This is a genomic window from Runella sp. MFBS21 (assembly GCF_029433105.1).
Taxonomy (GTDB): Bacteria; Bacteroidota; Bacteroidia; order Cytophagales; family Spirosomataceae; genus Runella.
In genome coordinates, this window is record NZ_JARNTW010000023.1 from 18,191 (window position 1) to 35,726 (window position 17,536).

Annotated in this window: 12 protein-coding genes, 2 tRNA genes, 1 pseudogene and 1 CRISPR repeat array; of the genes and pseudogenes, 4 read left to right on the forward strand and 11 right to left on the reverse strand. The window is 42.2% G+C overall.

The features are described 5' to 3' along the window. The first annotated feature begins 32 nt into the window (after window positions 1-32). The 3 genes from P1X15_RS27545 to P1X15_RS27555 are packed head-to-tail and all read left to right on the forward strand — an operon-like array spanning window position 33 to window position 3,280. A complete protein-coding gene (locus tag P1X15_RS27545) occupies window positions 33-1,268 on the forward strand; it encodes a tyrosine-type recombinase/integrase (protein ID WP_277341355.1) in 1,236 nt (411 codons plus the stop codon). 52 nt (window positions 1,269-1,320) lie between these two features. Then, complete coding sequence (locus tag P1X15_RS27550) at window positions 1,321-2,271, forward strand: tyrosine-type recombinase/integrase (RefSeq protein ID WP_277341356.1); 951 nt, start codon at window positions 1,321-1,323, stop codon at window positions 2,269-2,271. Further along, a complete protein-coding gene (locus P1X15_RS27555; RefSeq protein ID WP_277341357.1) occupies window positions 2,258-3,280 on the forward strand; it encodes a site-specific integrase in 1,023 nt (340 codons plus the stop codon). Before P1X15_RS27550 ends, P1X15_RS27555 begins: the two co-directional genes overlap by 14 nt. 116 nt (window positions 3,281-3,396) lie before the next feature. After that, window positions 3,397-4,016: a CRISPR direct-repeat array (repeat unit 29 nt; unit sequence CCTTCAATTGCACCTGTTGGTATTAAAAC). 305 nt (window positions 4,017-4,321) lie between these two features. Here P1X15_RS27555 and P1X15_RS27560 read toward each other — a convergent pair. From P1X15_RS27560 to P1X15_RS27605, 11 genes and pseudogenes are all read right to left on the reverse strand, one after another. Continuing rightward, window positions 4,322-4,408, reverse strand: a tRNA-Leu gene (locus P1X15_RS27560). Between the two features lie 47 nt (window positions 4,409-4,455). Further along, window positions 4,456-4,528: transfer RNA gene (locus P1X15_RS27565), tRNA-Gly, on the reverse strand. 118 nt (window positions 4,529-4,646) lie between these two features. Next, complete coding sequence (locus tag P1X15_RS27570; RefSeq protein WP_277341358.1) at window positions 4,647-5,501, reverse strand: UbiA family prenyltransferase; 855 nt, start codon at window positions 5,499-5,501, stop codon at window positions 4,647-4,649. Between the two features lie 21 nt (window positions 5,502-5,522). Then, window positions 5,523-6,284: a DUF6089 family protein gene (locus tag P1X15_RS27575; RefSeq protein ID WP_277341359.1), complete on the reverse strand. Its 762-nt coding sequence runs from the start codon at window positions 6,282-6,284 to the stop codon at window positions 5,523-5,525. 198 nt (window positions 6,285-6,482) lie between these two features. Continuing rightward, window positions 6,483-8,300 carry a DUF6089 family protein gene (locus tag P1X15_RS27580; RefSeq protein WP_277341360.1) on the reverse strand — a complete coding sequence of 606 codons (1,818 nt, stop codon included), beginning with the start codon at window positions 8,298-8,300 and terminating at the stop codon, window positions 6,483-6,485. Between the two features lie 140 nt (window positions 8,301-8,440). Further along, window positions 8,441-9,886 (reverse strand): M17 family metallopeptidase, encoded by a 1,446-nt coding sequence (locus tag P1X15_RS27585; protein WP_277341361.1) that lies wholly within the window; start codon window positions 9,884-9,886, stop codon window positions 8,441-8,443. A 59-nt stretch (window positions 9,887-9,945) separates the two neighbouring features. Further along, window positions 9,946-10,638 carry a sulfite oxidase-like oxidoreductase gene (locus P1X15_RS27590; RefSeq protein WP_277341362.1) on the reverse strand — a complete coding sequence of 231 codons (693 nt, stop codon included), beginning with the start codon at window positions 10,636-10,638 and terminating at the stop codon, window positions 9,946-9,948. Between the two features lie 35 nt (window positions 10,639-10,673). Then, window positions 10,674-12,932 carry a multicopper oxidase family protein gene (locus tag P1X15_RS27595; RefSeq protein ID WP_277341363.1) on the reverse strand — a complete coding sequence of 753 codons (2,259 nt, stop codon included), beginning with the start codon at window positions 12,930-12,932 and terminating at the stop codon, window positions 10,674-10,676. Window positions 12,933-12,962: 30 nt separating this feature from the next. Continuing rightward, the gene (locus P1X15_RS27600) at window positions 12,963-15,077 is read right to left on the reverse strand and encodes a heavy metal translocating P-type ATPase (protein ID WP_277341364.1); all 2,115 of its coding nucleotides are present in this window, start codon (window positions 15,075-15,077) and stop codon (window positions 12,963-12,965) included. A gap of 114 nt (window positions 15,078-15,191) precedes the next feature. Beyond that, window positions 15,192-15,305: a hypothetical protein gene (locus tag P1X15_RS32645; protein ID WP_409049711.1), complete on the reverse strand. Its 114-nt coding sequence runs from the start codon at window positions 15,303-15,305 to the stop codon at window positions 15,192-15,194. Further along, window positions 15,268-15,987, reverse strand: a pseudogene (locus tag P1X15_RS27605) (DUF3347 domain-containing protein); the annotation flags it as partial. The pseudogene P1X15_RS27605 and the gene P1X15_RS32645, both read right to left, overlap by 38 nt. Before the next feature lie 555 nt (window positions 15,988-16,542). Between P1X15_RS27605 and P1X15_RS27610 the strand changes: the two are divergent. Further along, window positions 16,543-17,535 carry an EamA family transporter gene (locus tag P1X15_RS27610; RefSeq protein ID WP_277341366.1) on the forward strand — a complete coding sequence of 331 codons (993 nt, stop codon included), beginning with the start codon at window positions 16,543-16,545 and terminating at the stop codon, window positions 17,533-17,535. Window position 17,536: the final 1 nt, after the last annotated feature.

Below are 17,536 nucleotides of genomic sequence, written 5' to 3' on the forward strand. Positions count from 1 at the left end.
TGTAACTCAACACTTGATTAATGATAACATACATGATGATTAAACAGGACATCCATTCTCTTGTCGAAGCATGTGTTGCTTGGCTAAGGGGTGAGGGTTATTCTGAAACGCGGATTCAGGATTACCTTAGGTTATGGAAGAGCGGAATTAAGAAGTTTATGGAAGAACATTCCTTAGCTTTTTACAGTACCGAGGTTGGAGCACGCTTTATTAATTCACCACTTCCCTTTGATAGTGCGACCTATAAACGGGCTGTTCGGCGTAGTGTAGCTGTGCTTTCTGATTTCCTGCTCAATGGCAAGGTCAGCAGGAGAATAGTTCACCGTGTTAACTACGAACTGCCTGGGGAAATAGGCGATGCTGCGAAGGCTTTTATTGCGTCCCGGGAGGAATTGCGCCTGAGTATGCTTACACTCAGTGAACATCGACGGGTGCTGAGTTATTTTATACAGCATCTGTCGATGAAATCAATACATCAAGTATCCGGGATCAATGAACAGCACGTACTTTCCTTTCTGGCTTCTTCCCAGAACTGCAAGGATAAATTCCTGAACACAACACGCCTGTTCTTCCGCTACCTTTACGCATGCAAACTGGTAGACAGGAATATCGAATATGTTATCGGGAGAAACAACTTTCTCCAACGGGAAAAACTACCTTCCGTATATGACGCCGATGAAATCAGGCAGATAGAAGGCGCGGTGGACCGATCGGACCCGGTAGGCAAGCGTGATTACGCCATGCTCTTGCTGGCTACCAGGTTGGGGCTCCGCTCTTCTGATATCGCCGGGCTGCAGTTTACCAATCTGGATTGGGATAATAACCTTATACGACTCACCCAATATAAAACCAAACGGGAAGTAGAACTTCCTTTACTCGCCAATATCGGTGATGCCATTATCAATTATCTGCAATACGCACGACCGGTATCACCTTTGCAGAATGTATTCCTTTCCGCCTGTGCCCCATATCGTATGACCAACCGTCTGATTATCAATGGAGCTATCAGCAGGATTATTAAAGCCTCGAAAGTGGTCGTTGGCAACAGGAAGTTTGGTCCTCATTCTATGAGGCACACGCTGGCAAGCCGGTTGCTGGGCAACGGAATCTCTTTGCCTATTATATCAGAAACCCTGGGTCATACGGACACACAGACTACAATGAAATACCTCCGTATTGATATCAACAATCTCCGACGTTGTGCCCTTGAGGTTCCCATGGTCGGCCAGGGCTTTTACAAACAGAAAGGAGGGGTGTTCTATGAGTAAGCGGATTGTCTTCAGGAGTGTTTTCGCTCCCTATTTCAACAGTTTCCTTGATATGAAGGAACAGATGGGCTTTGGCCTGACTAAATTCCGGGATGTGTTTACTGAGTTCGATCGCTTCTTTTTGGGTACCGGCGCCAATGACCTCCATATTACGTACAATCAGATTACGGCATGGAGTCAATCCCGCATCAATGATAAAGCCCGGACCCTTTACGACAAGCACTCTATTATGCGACAGTTCTGTCTTTACCTCTGTCATCTGGGACACGAGTGTCATATACATCGGCTGCCAAAACAGAACTGGCCCCCGTTCATCCCCTATATTTTTTCGCACCCGCAAATGGAACGTATTTTTAAGGCAAGCGATGAATTAACGCTGCCGAACAGGTCCCTGTCCAGTGTGCTTATCGCTATCCCGGCATTGATCCGGCTGCTTTATTCCACGGGAATGCGCATCAGCGAGGCTCTATCCATAAAAAACGAGGATGTAGATTTTGTGCGCGAACGCATACTGCTTAAGCAGACAAAAAACCGGATAGAGCGACTGGTTCCCATATGTCCGTCTTTGCTTGCGGTACTCAGCCAATATAAGGATTACCGTGATAGGATGCCGATCAATGGAGTATCCGCTCAAACGGCATTATTTTTCGTATCCACGGTTGGTAAGCCGATAGGTGTAAGCTCGGTTCGCCGTTGGTTCGCGGATATATTGGTGCAATGCGAAATTCCCCGCCGCGCAGATGGCCAAGGCCCCCGTATCCATGACATCCGCCACACCACAGCAGTTCATTCCCTGATGAAAATGGTACGGGAAGGATTGGATATGTACTGTGCTATGCCTATCCTGTCGATCTTCCTGGGACACAAATCTCTGAAAGGTACAGAAACATACGTACGACTGACCTGTGAGATGCATCCTGATATCGTCGGAATGGAACACCTGATCACCTCATTTGTATTCCCAAGCACTCCTTACATTGAAATAGACCATGCAAACAACTGACTTTGCAAAGTACCTGACCAAGTTCTTTTCTGAATACCTTACCGGAGAACGTGGTGCCAGCACCAACACGATCCGATCATACAGCAATACATTTACCCATTTGCTGACCTTCATGGATGAAAAAGAACACATCAAAGCGGATACATTGTTGCTCGACCATCTCAATAGGAATGTGATTCTACGCTTCCTGGACTGGCTACAAACCAGCAAACAATCCGGTAATGCGACCAGAAATCAACGTCTTGCCGCTCTGCATTCTTTCTTCAAATACATGCAATATGAGGACGTGAAGCGTATGAGCCAGTGGCAGGAGATCCTTTCAATAAAAGTTAAACGGCAGGAAAGAAGAAGCGTCAACTACCTTACTGTCGATGGGGTCAAGTTCCTGTTGGAGCAGATTCCTACCGATAACAGGACGGCAAGAAGGAATCTGGCACTAATAGCGTTGATGTACGATTGTGGGGCAAGGGTACAGGAAATCATCGACCTTTCCCCGTCTTCTTTGCGTATAGACAAACCTTCCTGTATCACGCTATATGGAAAGGGAAACAAAAAGCGGATCGTCCCCCTACAAGACGAACAGGTGGCATTGTTGAAGGAATATATGAAGGAAAACTCACTTGACAATCCGGCTAACAACCAACGACCGCTGTTTGCCAATAACCGGGGCGGGAGACTGACCAATGCCGGCATAACCTACATACTGAATATGTATGCAGACATGGCCCGTAAGTTGAAGCCGGAGATAATCCCCAAAATATCGCCACATACCCTTAGGCACAGTAAGGCTATGCATCTGCTGCAAGCCGGGGTTAACCTTGTTTATATACGGGATATACTTGGACATGTATCAATACAGACAACAGAAATATACGCGCGGGCGGACTCAAAACAAAAGCGACAAGCCTTGGAAGCCGCTTATATCAATGTCCTGCCAAAGACAGACAACCAAGGGTTATGGGAAAAAGACGCTCAACTCAAAACTTGGTTAAAGAACCTCTCAAAGTAGGTAAATCAAATCGTTATCAAAAGTTGTATTAGAAAGAACGAAGCATAATTGATTGAAAATCAATTCAAAATGTAATGCACTTTGGATAACGATTTACTTTGGATAACAATAGCGGGCCTTCAATTGCACCTGTTGGTATTAAAACTGGCCACGTCTTTTGCATCCATACTTTTTTTGGGGCCTTCAATTGCACCTGTTGGTATTAAAACGGAGAACTACTTTGGCGGATGTGAGTCCAGGTAATCCTTCAATTGCACCTGTTGGTATTAAAACCAGGTAATTTGACGCTTTACGCTAGAAGAGAAAAAGAGCCTTCAATTGCACCTGTTGGTATTAAAACTAGCCACGGCGATAAGTACAGCCCAAATTAACATATCCTTCAATTGCATCTGTTGGTATTAAAACAAAGGATGCCAGGAGCCTATACCCTTTTCGCGAAAGCCTTCAATTGCACCTGTTGGTATTAAAACATTGAACTTGTGTTAATATTACTGATGTCTCCAAGGTACCCTTCAATTGCACCTGTTGGTATTAAAACGCATTGATAGTGATACTTACCGCGTCGGCTCTGTCCATCCTTCAATTGCACCTGTTGGTATTAAAACATTGGACATTCAATAAGGAAGATGCGGAAGTAGATGACCTTCAATTGCACCTGTTGGTATTGAAACTTGGGCGAAAAAACGTAAGTATCACGGTTTGCTTTTGCTTCAATCGCACCTTTTGGCATTGAAACCCCGTTTAACACTCCAACCCGCCAACGTTATTTCACGCTTCAATCGCACCTTTTGGTAGGATTGAAACTTCCAAGACCTATTGAAAGTGTAAGGGAATTGGTGACTTCCAGAGGAATCCAACGATACAGAAGGATTGAAACTTTCAGAACAAGTAAAGGCAGAAAACTTTCCAAAACACACAGGTTTGATTAAACGCACAAACCTAAAAAAATCCAACGTACTCCACAACTTTTGGGATTGATCCAATGTTGTACCAAACAAAAAACGGGTTGCACAATTTCTTGTACAACCCGTTGATAATCAGTACTGGAAGCGGGAATCGAACCCGCACGGACTTTTACGGTCCACAGGATTTTAAGTCCTGCGCGTCTACCTATTCCGCCATTCCAGCCCGGCGTGCATTAGGGATAAAAAAAGCACCGTTTTGGCGGTGCTTTGAGCGGAAGACGGGGTTCGAACCCGCGACCTCGACCTTGGCAAGGTCGCGCTCTACCAGCTGAGCTACTTCCGCGTATGTTGTTGCCAATTGTTATTTGGTGGTGCAAAAGTAGGCGGTTTAAGTATATCACGCAAGTTTTTTCTCAAAAAAAATGTCTTTTTTTTGAGAAAAATTTACAATTTATTGAAAATCAGAACTTCCAAAAAAGTAAAACTCCAAAACAAATATTGAGACATACCGCCGCTATTAGGTTCAAATACATGGTATTTTTAAAATTAGCTTGACGTTCGTCTTCCCAAACATTCCACATCCATCTCCCAAAGAAAAGTAGTAAGGGTCCAAGCAAAATGATTAACAATAGCAAGTGAGCTGTAAATCCAAAATAATATAAAAATCCCCCGCCAGAAAGCCCTAACCAAAAGCAAGCATTCATAAAAGTCCCCTTAATTCCCAGCAGCCTACTCATGGTCATATCTCCTCGTTTTGCATCTTCTTCATGTTGATATATTTGAGTAAGCGGATAGATAGCCAGCAAATTGGAAGTACAAATTAGCGCTGGTACAAGTTGGGGTATTAGCTCAGAAAAAGTCGCTTGTGGCGCTACAGCCCTAAAAACAGCCACGTAGGTAAGTGCTCCTTGAAAGGTAGTAACAACAATCCAACTCAAAATAGGATACTTTTTGAGCCGAATCATAGGATGACTGTAGGCTTTCGAAACTAGTCCATACACCAATAAGTAAACTACAAATTCGATATTGACAAATAAGTAACCTAATATCAAACCCACCAAATCCATTGCCCAAGCAACGTACCATAATTCTTTGGTGACAGGCGGAGGCGTTTCGAGCAATCCAATACTACCTTCGTCTTTGTCATAGTAGCTATTGTAGGCATTGCTGGCAGGAAACAACAAAAAGTGTAAAATAAAAAACACCCACCACGCCTTTGCTACATTGATTTGGGGAGCCTGACTCAATGCAAAAAGAAAAATTGGAAGTAACAAAAAAGAAAAAGGCAACCGTAGATGGATGACGATATTTTTCATTAGAGGGGTTTAAGTATTCTGCTAAAAATAATCATTCATTGGGACTTTACACTTAGTGGGATTTCGATTTTTAAAACCGAAGGGCTTTTTTAGAAAACGATAAGTAAGAAACACTCCCCAAAATTGATATCTGTCGTTTTTGGCGGGATTGGCCGCATGACTTATACCGTCTAAATAATCCGAAAATGCAAATCTAAAAGTGGCTTCTATTCCTAAAGTCCAATGATATGTAAAATGATACTTCAATCCCAAACCCAAAGGAACTACTCCGCGTAAAAAACGAGACGGGGCTTGTTTGTCTTTAAGTATGCCCTCTACGATAAAAGGTTTTTCTTCTAGCATATTATCCATATCAGGCTTAGACACAGTATGGATCATACCAAAACCTGCTAGTAAATAGGGCGAAAACGAGGGTTTAAAGCGTGATTTCAGTGAAGGATGAGTGAGAGGCCAAAAATGCCATTCGACTTGTGCTGACAGCTCATTCAAGGAAGCTTGGGTCGTAAAGTTTCGAAAAGCTCTATCTTCATAATGACTATCTCTTCCCGACAACTTCCCTTGTAGAAAAGATAATCTCAGTGCTAACCGTTCCGAAAAATTATACCTGCTCAAGACACCCCAGGCGAGTTGAGGCTCTCTAGTCAACCAGTCTGACTTGTTGAGGTCGCCTAAATACCCTGACATCCCTGCCCAAAGCCCCAATTCTAATCGCTCTTGTGCTTTTGAGATTGTAGTGCATACAATCAAGCAAAGCGTCATCAATCCACCTCTACCACTTTTCATAAAAGAGTTTTATATCATAACCCTTCTAAAACGCAAAAAACCGAGCGAAAGTTATTCGATTCGGTTATTGAGTAGATATTTTGTATTTAACGGGCTCCAATGGTTCTGGCAAGGTATCTTCTCATTGGCTATCTCTTCTAAAACAAAAATGCGAGCCGAATCACATTCGCTCGCATTTTTGTAAAAGTTATTCGTTTTTTATTGCTTAAAGGCTTCTACTTCAGCGCGGCGGTTTTGTTGTCTGCCTTCTTCGGTAGTATTATCGGCAGCAGGAGTTGTTTCCCCCAATCCACGTAACAATACTCGTGTAGCGCTGATTCCTTTAGATTGCAAGTAATCAAGACATGCCTTCGCTCTTTTCTCGGACAGGCGTTGATTATAAGCATCCGAGCCTACATTGTCGGCATGTCCCGAAATCCGTAATTTATAACTTGGATTTTTGGTCATCAAATCTGCGATATTGTTTAAGATAGTTTTGTAGGCATCTTGTAGCACGGCACTGTTGGTACCAAACAAGATTGGCTCAATCTTAACATCTAGCAGTTTTTGCGACTCATCAATTTTCACACCTTGTTTTTTGGCCGCTTTGGCTTCCAAAAGGGCTTTCTTCTCGGCGGCTTTGATGATTGCCTTCAACGTCTTGGCATCAGGGCAACCTTCGAATTCAGGCGTACCCGCTACATCTGGACAACGGTCTTTGGCATCTTCTACCCCGTCCGAATCAGAATCTGGGCAGCCATTAAATTGTGCCACTCCTGCTACATCAGGACAAGCATCATCTTGGTCGGCCACTCCGTCGTTATCTCTATCAGGGCAGCCTTTAAGTTCGGCTTTACCCGCTACATCTGGACAAGCGTCGTCTTTGTCGGCCACGCCGTCATTATCCTTATCAGGACAGCCTTTGAGTTCGGCTTTACCCGCTACATCTGGACAAGCGTCGTCTTTGTCGGGTATGCCATCATTATCCTTATCAGGGCAGCCTTTAAATTCAGCTTTACCAGCTACATCAGGGCATTCATCATCTTTGTCGGCAATGCCATCTTTATCACGGTCAGGGCAGCCTCTCAACGACGCTAACCCAGCCTCGTTTGGACAAGCATCATCTTTGTCGGCTACACCATCCCCATCCGCATCTGGACATCCTTTAAGCGAAGCCAGACCAGCCACATCCGGGCAATCATCATCTTTATCAGCCACTCCGTCGTTGTCTTTATCAGGACAACCTTTCATCCTAACTGACCCTGGCACAGTGGGGCAAGCGTCTTTTTCGTCAGGAATCCCATCTCGGTCGGTGTCTTTTTTATCAAAGCGGTAAGTAAGCGAAATGTTAGATAGCTTATAACGGTCGTCTCGACCAGGATTTGCCCCTTGACTGATACCGTCCAAGTAATCAGAAAAAGCAAGACGAAAGCCAGCTTCTACACCTACCACCCAGTTTCTATTCAAATCATAACGAACCCCTATCCCAAAAGGAATGACAACATTTGTATTGGAATAATTAGCTGCTTGGTCAGCAATCGCCCCTTGCCTAAAATTGGCTGGAGTCGAGGGAGTTCCTGTAAAATCAGGCTTGGGATTGGTAAAACCTAGACCCGCTCCCGTAAACAAATAAGGTGACAATTTACGTTTGAAACGTACTTGAAATGCCGTAGAGTCATATTTAAAACGCCCTTTGCCCAAAAAGTCATATTCCACAATGGCTGACAAATCAGTAAGAGAAGAACGAGTTTTAAACCCACGAACTGCACGATCGGCAAAATTGGCGTCATTTCCAGAAAGTGTACCGAAGGTCAAAGCACCCCTTAAAGCCCAATTTCTATTGAAATGATAACGTCCCAAAAGGCCTCCGCTAAATTTGGGTTCTTGAGAAAAGAAATCTGACTTATTTAAATCCCCTAAGTATCCCGACAATCCAAGTCCGCCACCCACTTCCCAACGTGGTTGTAGCTGTTGGGCATAAGCTGTACTGACTGTCAAGCTTAGCCATACGAAACTCTTCAGTAATGTTTTATTCATAAATATCCGTCGTTTTACGCCTAAAACTAACAGAAGCTAGCTAGAATACCAAAATATAATCTTGCTATCTTAATAGGTTGACCGATTAGAGTCTTTGTCGAATAAAGTCTTAAACTAATTTTTTAAGAAAATAAGAAAAATCACCCTCGCGTTCTTAGCCATTCTATCAACAAACGAACTCCGTAAGCAGTGCCTGATTTCATAGTACCAAACTCAGAATCTCCAAAAGCGGTGCCTGCAATGTCTAAATGTGCCCAACTTGGGTGTTTGTCAACAAAAACCTCCAAAAACTTTGCCGCCACTATCGCTCCCGCAAAAGGTTTACCATGAAAATTTTTGACATCCGCCACATCAGACTTTAGTTCCTCTTTATAATCATCCCAAAGTGGTAATCGCCATAATTTTTCGCCAGTCTGTTGTCCACTTTGATACAAACTAGCCGCTAAGTCTTCGTTATTGGTAAACATCCCTGCGGCATGATACCCCAAGGTAGCCACGCAGCTTCCGGTAAGGGTTGCCAAATCAATAAGTACTTCAAGTTGAAAGTTTTTGAGAATATAACTCAAGCCATCTGCTAAAATAAGGCGTCCTTCAGCATCTGTATCTATGACTTCGATGGTTTTTCCCGAAAAACTCCCTATCACATCTCCAGGCTTCAAAGCCAAACCATCGATTGAGTTTTCGGTAGAAGGAATCACTCCAATCAAGTGCACAGGCAGTTGAAGTTTAGCGGCCAATTCGACCGTCCCAAGCACAGCTGCAGCCCCTCCCATATCAGATTTCATGTAGTGCATGTTGGTCGACTGCTTGAGCGACACGCCTCCAGTATCAAACGTGACACCTTTTCCCACCAACCCTACTTTTTGGGTTGCTTCTGGGTGTTTGTACTCCAATACAATAAATCTCGGGGGATTTTTGCTCCCTTCACCAACCGCTAGCAATGCATGTAAACCCATTTGAGCGCATTCGAGTTCATTGTAAACGTTGACCAAATAGCCATATTTAGTACCCGAATCTAATGCCCAATCGCCCAAGCTCTCTGGAGATTTTTTGTTAGAGGGCGCATTCATCAAGTCCATGATTCTTATCTGTGTCCAGGCCGTAGCTTCTCCCCTAAAAGCGTGTTGCTTGGCTAGTTCAGTATTAGCCTCTTCTACTACGATTTGTAAAGAAGTATTTTTGCCAAAGAAAGTGGGTTGCATCCCCTCTGTTTTATACAAACCTAAATCATAATCTCCCAACACTACTCCATTGACAATGGCACTTATCCATTCGGTTTCGATTCCACCCAGCGTAAGATTCAGGGCTACCGTATCTGGTAAATCTTTTTTTTGTTTATAAAAAAATGAACGAAGTACCTTGATATAATCGCTTTCTTTGGGAGATTTGCCAAGCCCAAGGAAGAAAACTTTCTGGTTTGCTTGGTAAAAAAGTTGCGTTTGTTTGGCCTCTGCTTTAAAGTCTTGTACCAAAAAATCGGCAAACGGAAATGATTGTATGCGCTCAATGAGGGTATCGTCTTGCCGAAACAAATAGATGACTGTCTGAGCCGTATTTGAATTTTGATAAATTACTTCTACTTTCATTTATGACAAAAGGTAATAACTTCTTTTCTTCGATTTAACTTGAAAATGTACTCAATTCCTTAGCTATAACGATCGTTACGCCAAGGATATGCGGTATTGGAATATCCTCTTTCTTCCCAAAAACCCCGTTTATTTTTAGACAAAAACTCAATTCTTTTAATCCATTTGGAGCCTTTCCAAGCATACAGCTGCGGTGTAATCATCCTGACTGGCCCGCCATGTTCTTTAGGAAGTGGCTCGCCATATACAGTATGAGCCAGCAATACATCAGGTTTGAGCGCTTCTTCGAGCGACACATTGGTGGTGTAGGTATCGTATCCATAGCACATCAAATGTGTAGCAGTTTCTTTGGGCTGTACTAGGGCCGCAATGTCCATCAAACGCACCCCTACCCACGACATATCCAGTTTTGACCAAGTGGTTACACAATGGAAATCAGATACATCTTCGGTTTGGGGGAGTGACATAAAATCATCCCATGTCAAAACCATTGGATGTTCTACTTCGCCATCAATATAAAGTCGCCAGCGGTCAAGCGTCACATTGGGTTGATAGCCCAAATCCAGCACTGGCCATTTGGTAGTGACGGTCTGTCCTACTGGTACTTGAGGCATACCATGCCGATTGGTTTCGCCATGCCCTTGAGGACGTGCATCGGCAATTGAAGGCGTTTTCCTGATTTTTTCCTCAAAGCGCTCCTTAAGCTTCATCCGCGCTTCGACGATGCGGTCAAGTTTGCTATTTTCTTCCATGGTGCACAAAGTTAGATACAAATCTCTTGATTATATTAATAATTGACAGACAAGCCAATACCAAATCCCATATCACTATCATAATGGCCACGAATACCCCAATTTTTATGAACAATGTATCTCAATTCCCCCATATACTCAAAATCTGTATTGACCATAAACCCAGCTCTAATTCTTCGGGAAATCGGAATATCTTCACGCATTAGCTGCAAACGCACAATACCATCATTGTAAACTTCTGCCTGAAAATTGACCAACATAGGCAACGTATACATAAATCCCAAACTAATAGCGCTTCGATTGTCTTTTTTATTGACCTGTCCAAACAAATTCTTTTCATGGCCGTCCATTCCCATTTTGCGATAACGCCAATCAAAACCAATAAACGGCATCAGCCATTGCGTTTTACCGATGTATCTTCCTAAATGGGTCTCGGTTTCGTAGCCGTGCATATCGTTATAGCCCAATCGCCATTCTACTCCTAAACTCCATCTTGCATTTTGCAGCATGGCATCTCCATCATTTCCATTGGTAGCAAAGTCGTTTTGAGCCATCAGATGTACCATATTGCTTTCTTTTTGCAACATTTTGTAGGCTTTATTTTTATCAGGCAGATATGGATTGCTATAGTCGTCTACAGCAAATACGCGGTTCATTCCTGCCATCATATGATAAAGGATATGACAATGAAAAAACCAATCTCCTTCTTCGTTGGCCAGAAATTCGATGGTATCTGTTTCCATAGGCATGATGTCGATTATATTTTTGAGCGGAGCGTTTTTCCCTTGGCCATTTATCAGTCTAAAATCAAACCCATGCAAGTGGATAGGATGCCGCATCATCGAATTGTTGTAGAGTACAATGCGAAGTACTTCTCCTTTCTTTACGGGGATTTTATCGGCTTCTGAAAGTATCTTATTGTCCATACTCCAAACATAGCGATTCATATTTCCAGTAAGGGTAAAAGACAATTCCCTCACTTGGGCTTTGGCGGGAAGTGTGGTTGTAGATGGCGATTTCAGCATGGCATAGTTTAAGGTGACAATATTGCCCAAAGCATTTGCATTGTAGCGATTTGAGTTATCTTTCATATGGATGCTATGGTCTTCATTTTTTGATGCTACTCCAGTAATTTCGGGATACATGACCACATTCATATCCATTTTATTGAGAGTCATCTTCATTCCCATATCGTCTAGGTTTCCATTCATTTTCATCATGCTATTCATCATCTTCATTCCCTCGAAATATTTCAGACGTGGAAGCGGAGAAATAAGTTGCTTGATACCATTACCGATAAAAATGCTTGCAGATTGTGTACGGTCTTCGGTCGTTGCCAAAAATTCATAAAAAAGCCCTTCTTTCGGAATAGTGACTATCACATCGTAAGTTTCGGATACAGCAATGATTAATCTATCAACCTCTACAGGTTCTACATCATTGCCATCACTAGCGACTACGGTCATTTTACCTCCTGCATACCGAAGCCAGAAATAAGAAGAAGCACCGCCGTTGGAGATACGTAGCCTCACCTTATCTCCTGCTTTTAAGGGTTTTGCATCAATACTTGTCAAATCTTGAGAAGTACTGCCATTAATCATCACTTTGTCATAATAGACATCGCTCACATCCATTGCCAACATCCGCTTCCATTCGTTGGTAAGCTTGGTACTGAAATGCCCCTCTTTCAAAGATTCAGTATAAGATTGCACGGCATTTTTTTTGATAGCGGCCCAGTCATTCGCATAGCGTAGCATTCGCTGTATGTTTTCAGGTCTATAGTTTGTCCATTCACTCAGCATCACAGCCATAGTCGGTAAGTCGTCGATACCCTTTCTAAAAGTTTTGTCTGCTTTCCTTTTGTTCATCACAAAACTCCCGTACATCCCAATCTGCTCCTGTAATCCCGAATGTGAATGATACCAATGCGTACCGTTTTGAATAATCGGGAATCTGTACACATGAGTTTCTCCAGGATTAATAGGCATTTGGGTCAGGTGAGGTACACCATCTTCTTTATTTGACAAAAACACCCCATGCCAATGCAAAGAAGTGCTTTCTTTCAAAAGATTATGCACCACTATTTCGGCAGTATCTCCTTCCGTAAATTCAAGAGTTGGCATGGGTATTTGCCCATTTACAGCGATAGCTCTTTTTTCTTTTCCAGCATAGTTGACAACGGTATCTTTTACATACAGGTCATACCTAACTGTGGTCTGGGCATGTAAAGAAGTGACAAGTAACAACCCTGCTACCTGCCACATCATAAATTTTAAGATTTTTATTTTGTTCATCTTTTGTCAGCTTAGCAATGCACTATAGCATCAAGATTTATTTAGTTTCAGTAAACTAGCGTTGATGGCTACTACAATAGTACTTGCACTCATCAGGATGGCCCCCACGGCGGGACTTAGCACAAATTTTGGATAGAAAATTCCTGCTGAAAGAGGTATGGCTATCACATTATAGCCCACCGCCCAAACGATATTTTGTATCATTTTGCGATACGTTCTTTTTCCAAAATCAATCAACTTCACCACATCTTTCGGGTCACTGTTGGCTAAGATAATGTCAGCCGTTTCGGCGGCTACGTCTGTACCCGATCCCACAGCAATACCCACATCGGCCTGAGCCAAAGCAGGGGCGTCGTTTACACCATCACCCGTCATTGCCACAATTTCGCCTTTATCCTGTAGTTCTTTTATTTTTTCTAGTTTGTTGTGTGGCAATACATTAGCCCAATAACCGTCCATATCTAGCTGCTTGGCAATGGCAGCCGCTACCTTTTCATTGTCACCTGTCAGCAAATAAGATTTAATATTCATTTGTTTTAAGGCATCGATAGCCTCTTTGGAGCTTTCTCTCAGGCTATCTGCCAAAGAAATGATTCCCACAGGTTTGTTATCAATCAACACGAAATTGACTGTTTCTGTATTTTGATCAATGTCACTAGGAATCTCTGGTAGTGTTAGATTATTTTGGTTAAAATAATTAGGCCCTACAGCTATCACCTCCTTACCCTTAACGGTGCCTTTTACACCTACTCCTTGGATATATTGGAAGTTTTGAGATACCCAAAGCTCCAAATTGAGTTCCTTTAATCGTTTCAATACACCTTTCGCAATATGGTGTTCGGAGTTTTGTTGTACAGCAGCTGCGTACTGAAGAATTTCATTTGCAGAAAAAGTATTAGTAAGTGGTATTATTCTCTCCACAGCATGCGACCCTTTGGTAAGAGTACCTGTTTTATCAAAAATGATAATAGATAAATTTCGGGTTATTTCAAATGCTGTACGGTTTCGGATTAGTAATCCGCTGGTAGCCGATAAGGTAGTAGAAATCGCTACTACCAATGGAATAGCAACACCCAAAGCGTGTGGACAGGCTGTCACCATTACCGTCACCATCCGTTCTAGTGCAAAAGCCAAATCCCCCTTGCTTACAAACCAGTATCCAAATGTGCTTACCCCCACACCAATGGCTATAAACGTCAGCCATTTAGCTACTTTATCGGCTAAGTTTTGGGTATTAGACTTAGCAGTCTGCGCCATTTGAACCAAATCAATGACTTTGTTGAGATAACTATCTTTACCAACTCCTGTTGTTTTTATCTGTAATGCGCCATCACCGTTTACAGCTCCTGCTATAACTTTAGTATTCACTTCTTTTTTAACAGGGACGCTTTCGCCAGTAAGCATACTCTCATTTACATAAGAGCTACCTTCAGTTACGATGCCATCAGCGGGAATTTTTTCGCCAGGTTTGATGACAACGATTTCATCATTTTTCAATTCATCCAGTTTGATTTCCACCTGCTCACCATGCCTCCAAACAGTCACTTTGTTGGGCAACAGGGCTACGAGTGATTGTAAAGCCTTGGAGGCCGCCATTTGCGAACGCATTTCTAGCCAATGCCCCAGCAGCATAATCACAATCAGAGTAGCTAATTCCCAAAAGAAATCCATACCTTTTAGGCCAAGTGCTACCGCAACTGAGTATACATAAGCAACTGAAATAGCAATGGCTACCAATGTCATCATTCCGATGGCCTTGGCTTTGATTTCACCTACCATTCCTTTTAAAAATGGCATACCTCCATAAATGTAAATGACGGTACCTAATCCCAATAGCACATAATTATCGCCAGGAAATGTAAAACTAAAGCCTAGCCAATGCTGTATCATATGAGAAAGCAGCAGGATAGGAATCGTAATTATGAGACTCACCCAAAATCTTTTCAGAAAATCGTTTGTATGATGCCCCTCGTGCTTGTTATAATCCTTGGTGTGATGTTCATGCGAATGATGATGGTCGTGTTCGTGAGCATGGGTATGTTGTTGAGGGCTGCCCATCGGAACCAACGACATACCACAGAGTGGGCATTTGCCCGGTTCGTCCTTCAGCACTTGAGGGTGCATAGGACATGTATATTTTACCATGATTTGAGTATTTTGAAAAATTAAGAATCACCTATTAATTCAAGGTCTCCACTGTGTTTCCGCAAGTCAACATTTGAGAGCCGTAATACGGGTTTTTAATCGTATTTTCTTTGCTTAGCCAATTGGCACCTTTGCCATTGTTATACATCGGGCAATGTTGGTAATAGATACTGGCGTCTTGTTTTGATACTTTTCCAAGCTCATACATACCCGTTGAAAGCAAAGCAAAAGCTTCTCGTTGTTTTGAAATATTTTTTGATTTTGAGATACCTTCTGCATTGGCGGTTAAATCTTTCTTTATTTTCATCCAAACGGTATGCTCTTCTGTAGAAAGTTTACCCATTTCAACCGCTTTGAGTGCATTGGACAAATCCCTGGCTTTAGCAGCAGCCATGTCAGCATCGGTTTTTACCAAAGCATCTTTTAGTGAAAAATAGTGCTCAAAAATGGCTTTTAGTTCTGATATATTCTGAGTTGGCTCATTTACGGATGGAGCCATATTGTCACTATGATGATGATGCTCACTTTTCATGCTCATCCCTGACACATTGTTTTTGTCATTGGGTTTCAAAGTTCTTTCATATCGACAACAGTCACCTAGTTTTGCATATACATCATCGGGTGCCAAAAACTTTTCATTATCATAGCCTGCCAGGGCAATACGTTTCAGGATATCATTTAGGGTTGTTTTCTTATTATCATACATAATAGCCGCCATTTGAGTATCCTTATTCCAATCTACTTGGGCTGTCTTTTTGACATTTCCTGCTTGTTCAATGGCGTTTTTACACGTCTCGCAGTTCCCCAAAATTTTTATAGTTTCTGTTGTCAGATTTTTGATTTGAGCAAAACTATTTGCTGTTGATAGCAATACAGAGATTACCATCAATACTCTTGATATTGAGTTCATTTGTTGTTTTTTTGATAAATGATATAAAATAACCTCTTTAAAAGCGACTATTCGCTTTCGACAAGACCCATGTATGGCTATTAGGTCTGCTTTTTAGCTTATTTTAGGAGGCGACCAAATCAAATAAAAGCCCGAAGAAATGTGGGCAAGAGCGAAATAATACTTTTGATTTTGGCCTTTGACAAATGCTAGATTTGGTTCTATCTCGACAAAAGACGGCAAACTTACTATGTGATAATTGTAACCCGCACATCTACAAAGTTGCCCTTTGCATCTACCGTTACATCCCCCACAGTTCTTATGTTTTTTACAAGAATGAGTTTTACAACCGTCTTTTTTGTGCGATTTTTCAGAATGAGTATTTGAGTGATCTACATTTTGGGTGGCAGTGGTGTTCATGCCGCAAGCGTAACTTCTACTTGGCACCAACAACGACACCAAGCATATCATGATTACCAAAGCAATATGTATTCTCAAATTTTTCACTGATACAAAGTTAATATTTTTGAGAATAGGAAGTAGCTAGAAAAGTAGATTTATGCTTAAAGTCATTTTATGAGGCTCTTGAATTGGAAAGCATCTATAAAGTTTTCCCTAATTCAAGTGGATTTGTCGTATTTTTGGGGCATGAAATCGCCTTCTACTGCCAAGCTTTGGCTCAATCTACTATTGGTATATATCGTATGGGGTTCTACTTTTTTAGGCGTACGATATGCCATCCAAACCCTTCCCCCTCTCCTAACCAACTCGATTCGCTTTTTGGTCGGGGGCATTTTGTTTTTTTTGTTTACGCTTCTACGTGGGTACTCTATTCCATCCCTAAAACAGTGGCTTTCTGCTGCTTGGGTAGGGTTATTGTTGAGTGGTATTGGCAACTGTGCCGTTGCTTATGCTATCGGCTTTATGCCTACTGGTATGGTAGCGCTACTGGTAGCTACCTTGCCTGGATGGATAGTAGGCTTAGATTATTATTTTTTTTCAAAACAAAAACCCTCATGGCTTACCCTTTTAGGACTGGCGGTAGGCTTGGTAGGAATGTATATTTTACTGAATCCATTGGGGCAAATCACAAACCAAGAAATCCCACTTTTTCCTGCCAGTTTGGTTTTTATTGGTTCCATTACTTGGGCGTGGGGTTCATTACAATCCCCCTATCTTGATATGCCTCCTCAAATGCAAACTACCGCTATTCAGATGCTTGGTGGGGGCATATTTTCGCTGCTGATGAGTGTATGGTTGGAGCCACAGGCTTTTTCTACCTTATCATTGATGACTACCCAAACTTATTTGGCACTTCTTTATTTAATTATTATGGGGTCGTTTGTGGGTTATTCGGCTTATGTGTGGCTACTTCATCATGCACCTCCTACCCTTACAGCTACTTATGCTTATGTTAATCCAGTGGTTGCAATGATTTTAGGGTGGATTTTTGTCAATGAAAAACTAAGTACTCGCTCACTTATCGCATCCTTGGTAGTACTCGCTGGAGTTGTTTTGATTACATTAGGTCGTAAATTTGTTCGTAAAACAAAAACCATAGAAACCTAAA

Bases quoted from the DNA above. Each gene is read 5' to 3' on its own strand.
- P1X15_RS27545 (WP_277341355.1), top strand. From the start codon at position 33: ATGATGATTAAACAGGACATCCATTCTCTTGTCGAAGCATGTGTTGCT.
- P1X15_RS27550 (WP_277341356.1), top strand. From the start codon at position 1,321: ATGAAGGAACAGATGGGCTTTGGCCTGACTAAATTCCGGGATGTGTTT.
- P1X15_RS27555 (WP_277341357.1), top strand. From the start codon at position 2,258: ATGCAAACAACTGACTTTGCAAAGTACCTGACCAAGTTCTTTTCTGAA.
- P1X15_RS27570 (WP_277341358.1), bottom strand. From the start codon at position 5,501: ATGAAAAATATCGTCATCCATCTACGGTTGCCTTTTTCTTTTTTGTTA.
- P1X15_RS27575 (WP_277341359.1), bottom strand. From the start codon at position 6,284: ATGAAAAGTGGTAGAGGTGGATTGATGACGCTTTGCTTGATTGTATGC.
- P1X15_RS27580 (WP_277341360.1), bottom strand. From the start codon at position 8,300: ATGAATAAAACATTACTGAAGAGTTTCGTATGGCTAAGCTTGACAGTC.
- P1X15_RS27585 (WP_277341361.1), bottom strand. From the start codon at position 9,886: ATGAAAGTAGAAGTAATTTATCAAAATTCAAATACGGCTCAGACAGTC.
- P1X15_RS27590 (WP_277341362.1), bottom strand. From the start codon at position 10,638: ATGGAAGAAAATAGCAAACTTGACCGCATCGTCGAAGCGCGGATGAAG.
- P1X15_RS27595 (WP_277341363.1), bottom strand. From the start codon at position 12,932: ATGAACAAAATAAAAATCTTAAAATTTATGATGTGGCAGGTAGCAGGG.
- P1X15_RS27600 (WP_277341364.1), bottom strand. From the start codon at position 15,077: ATGGTAAAATATACATGTCCTATGCACCCTCAAGTGCTGAAGGACGAA.
- P1X15_RS27610 (WP_277341366.1), top strand. From the start codon at position 16,543: ATGAGGCTCTTGAATTGGAAAGCATCTATAAAGTTTTCCCTAATTCAA.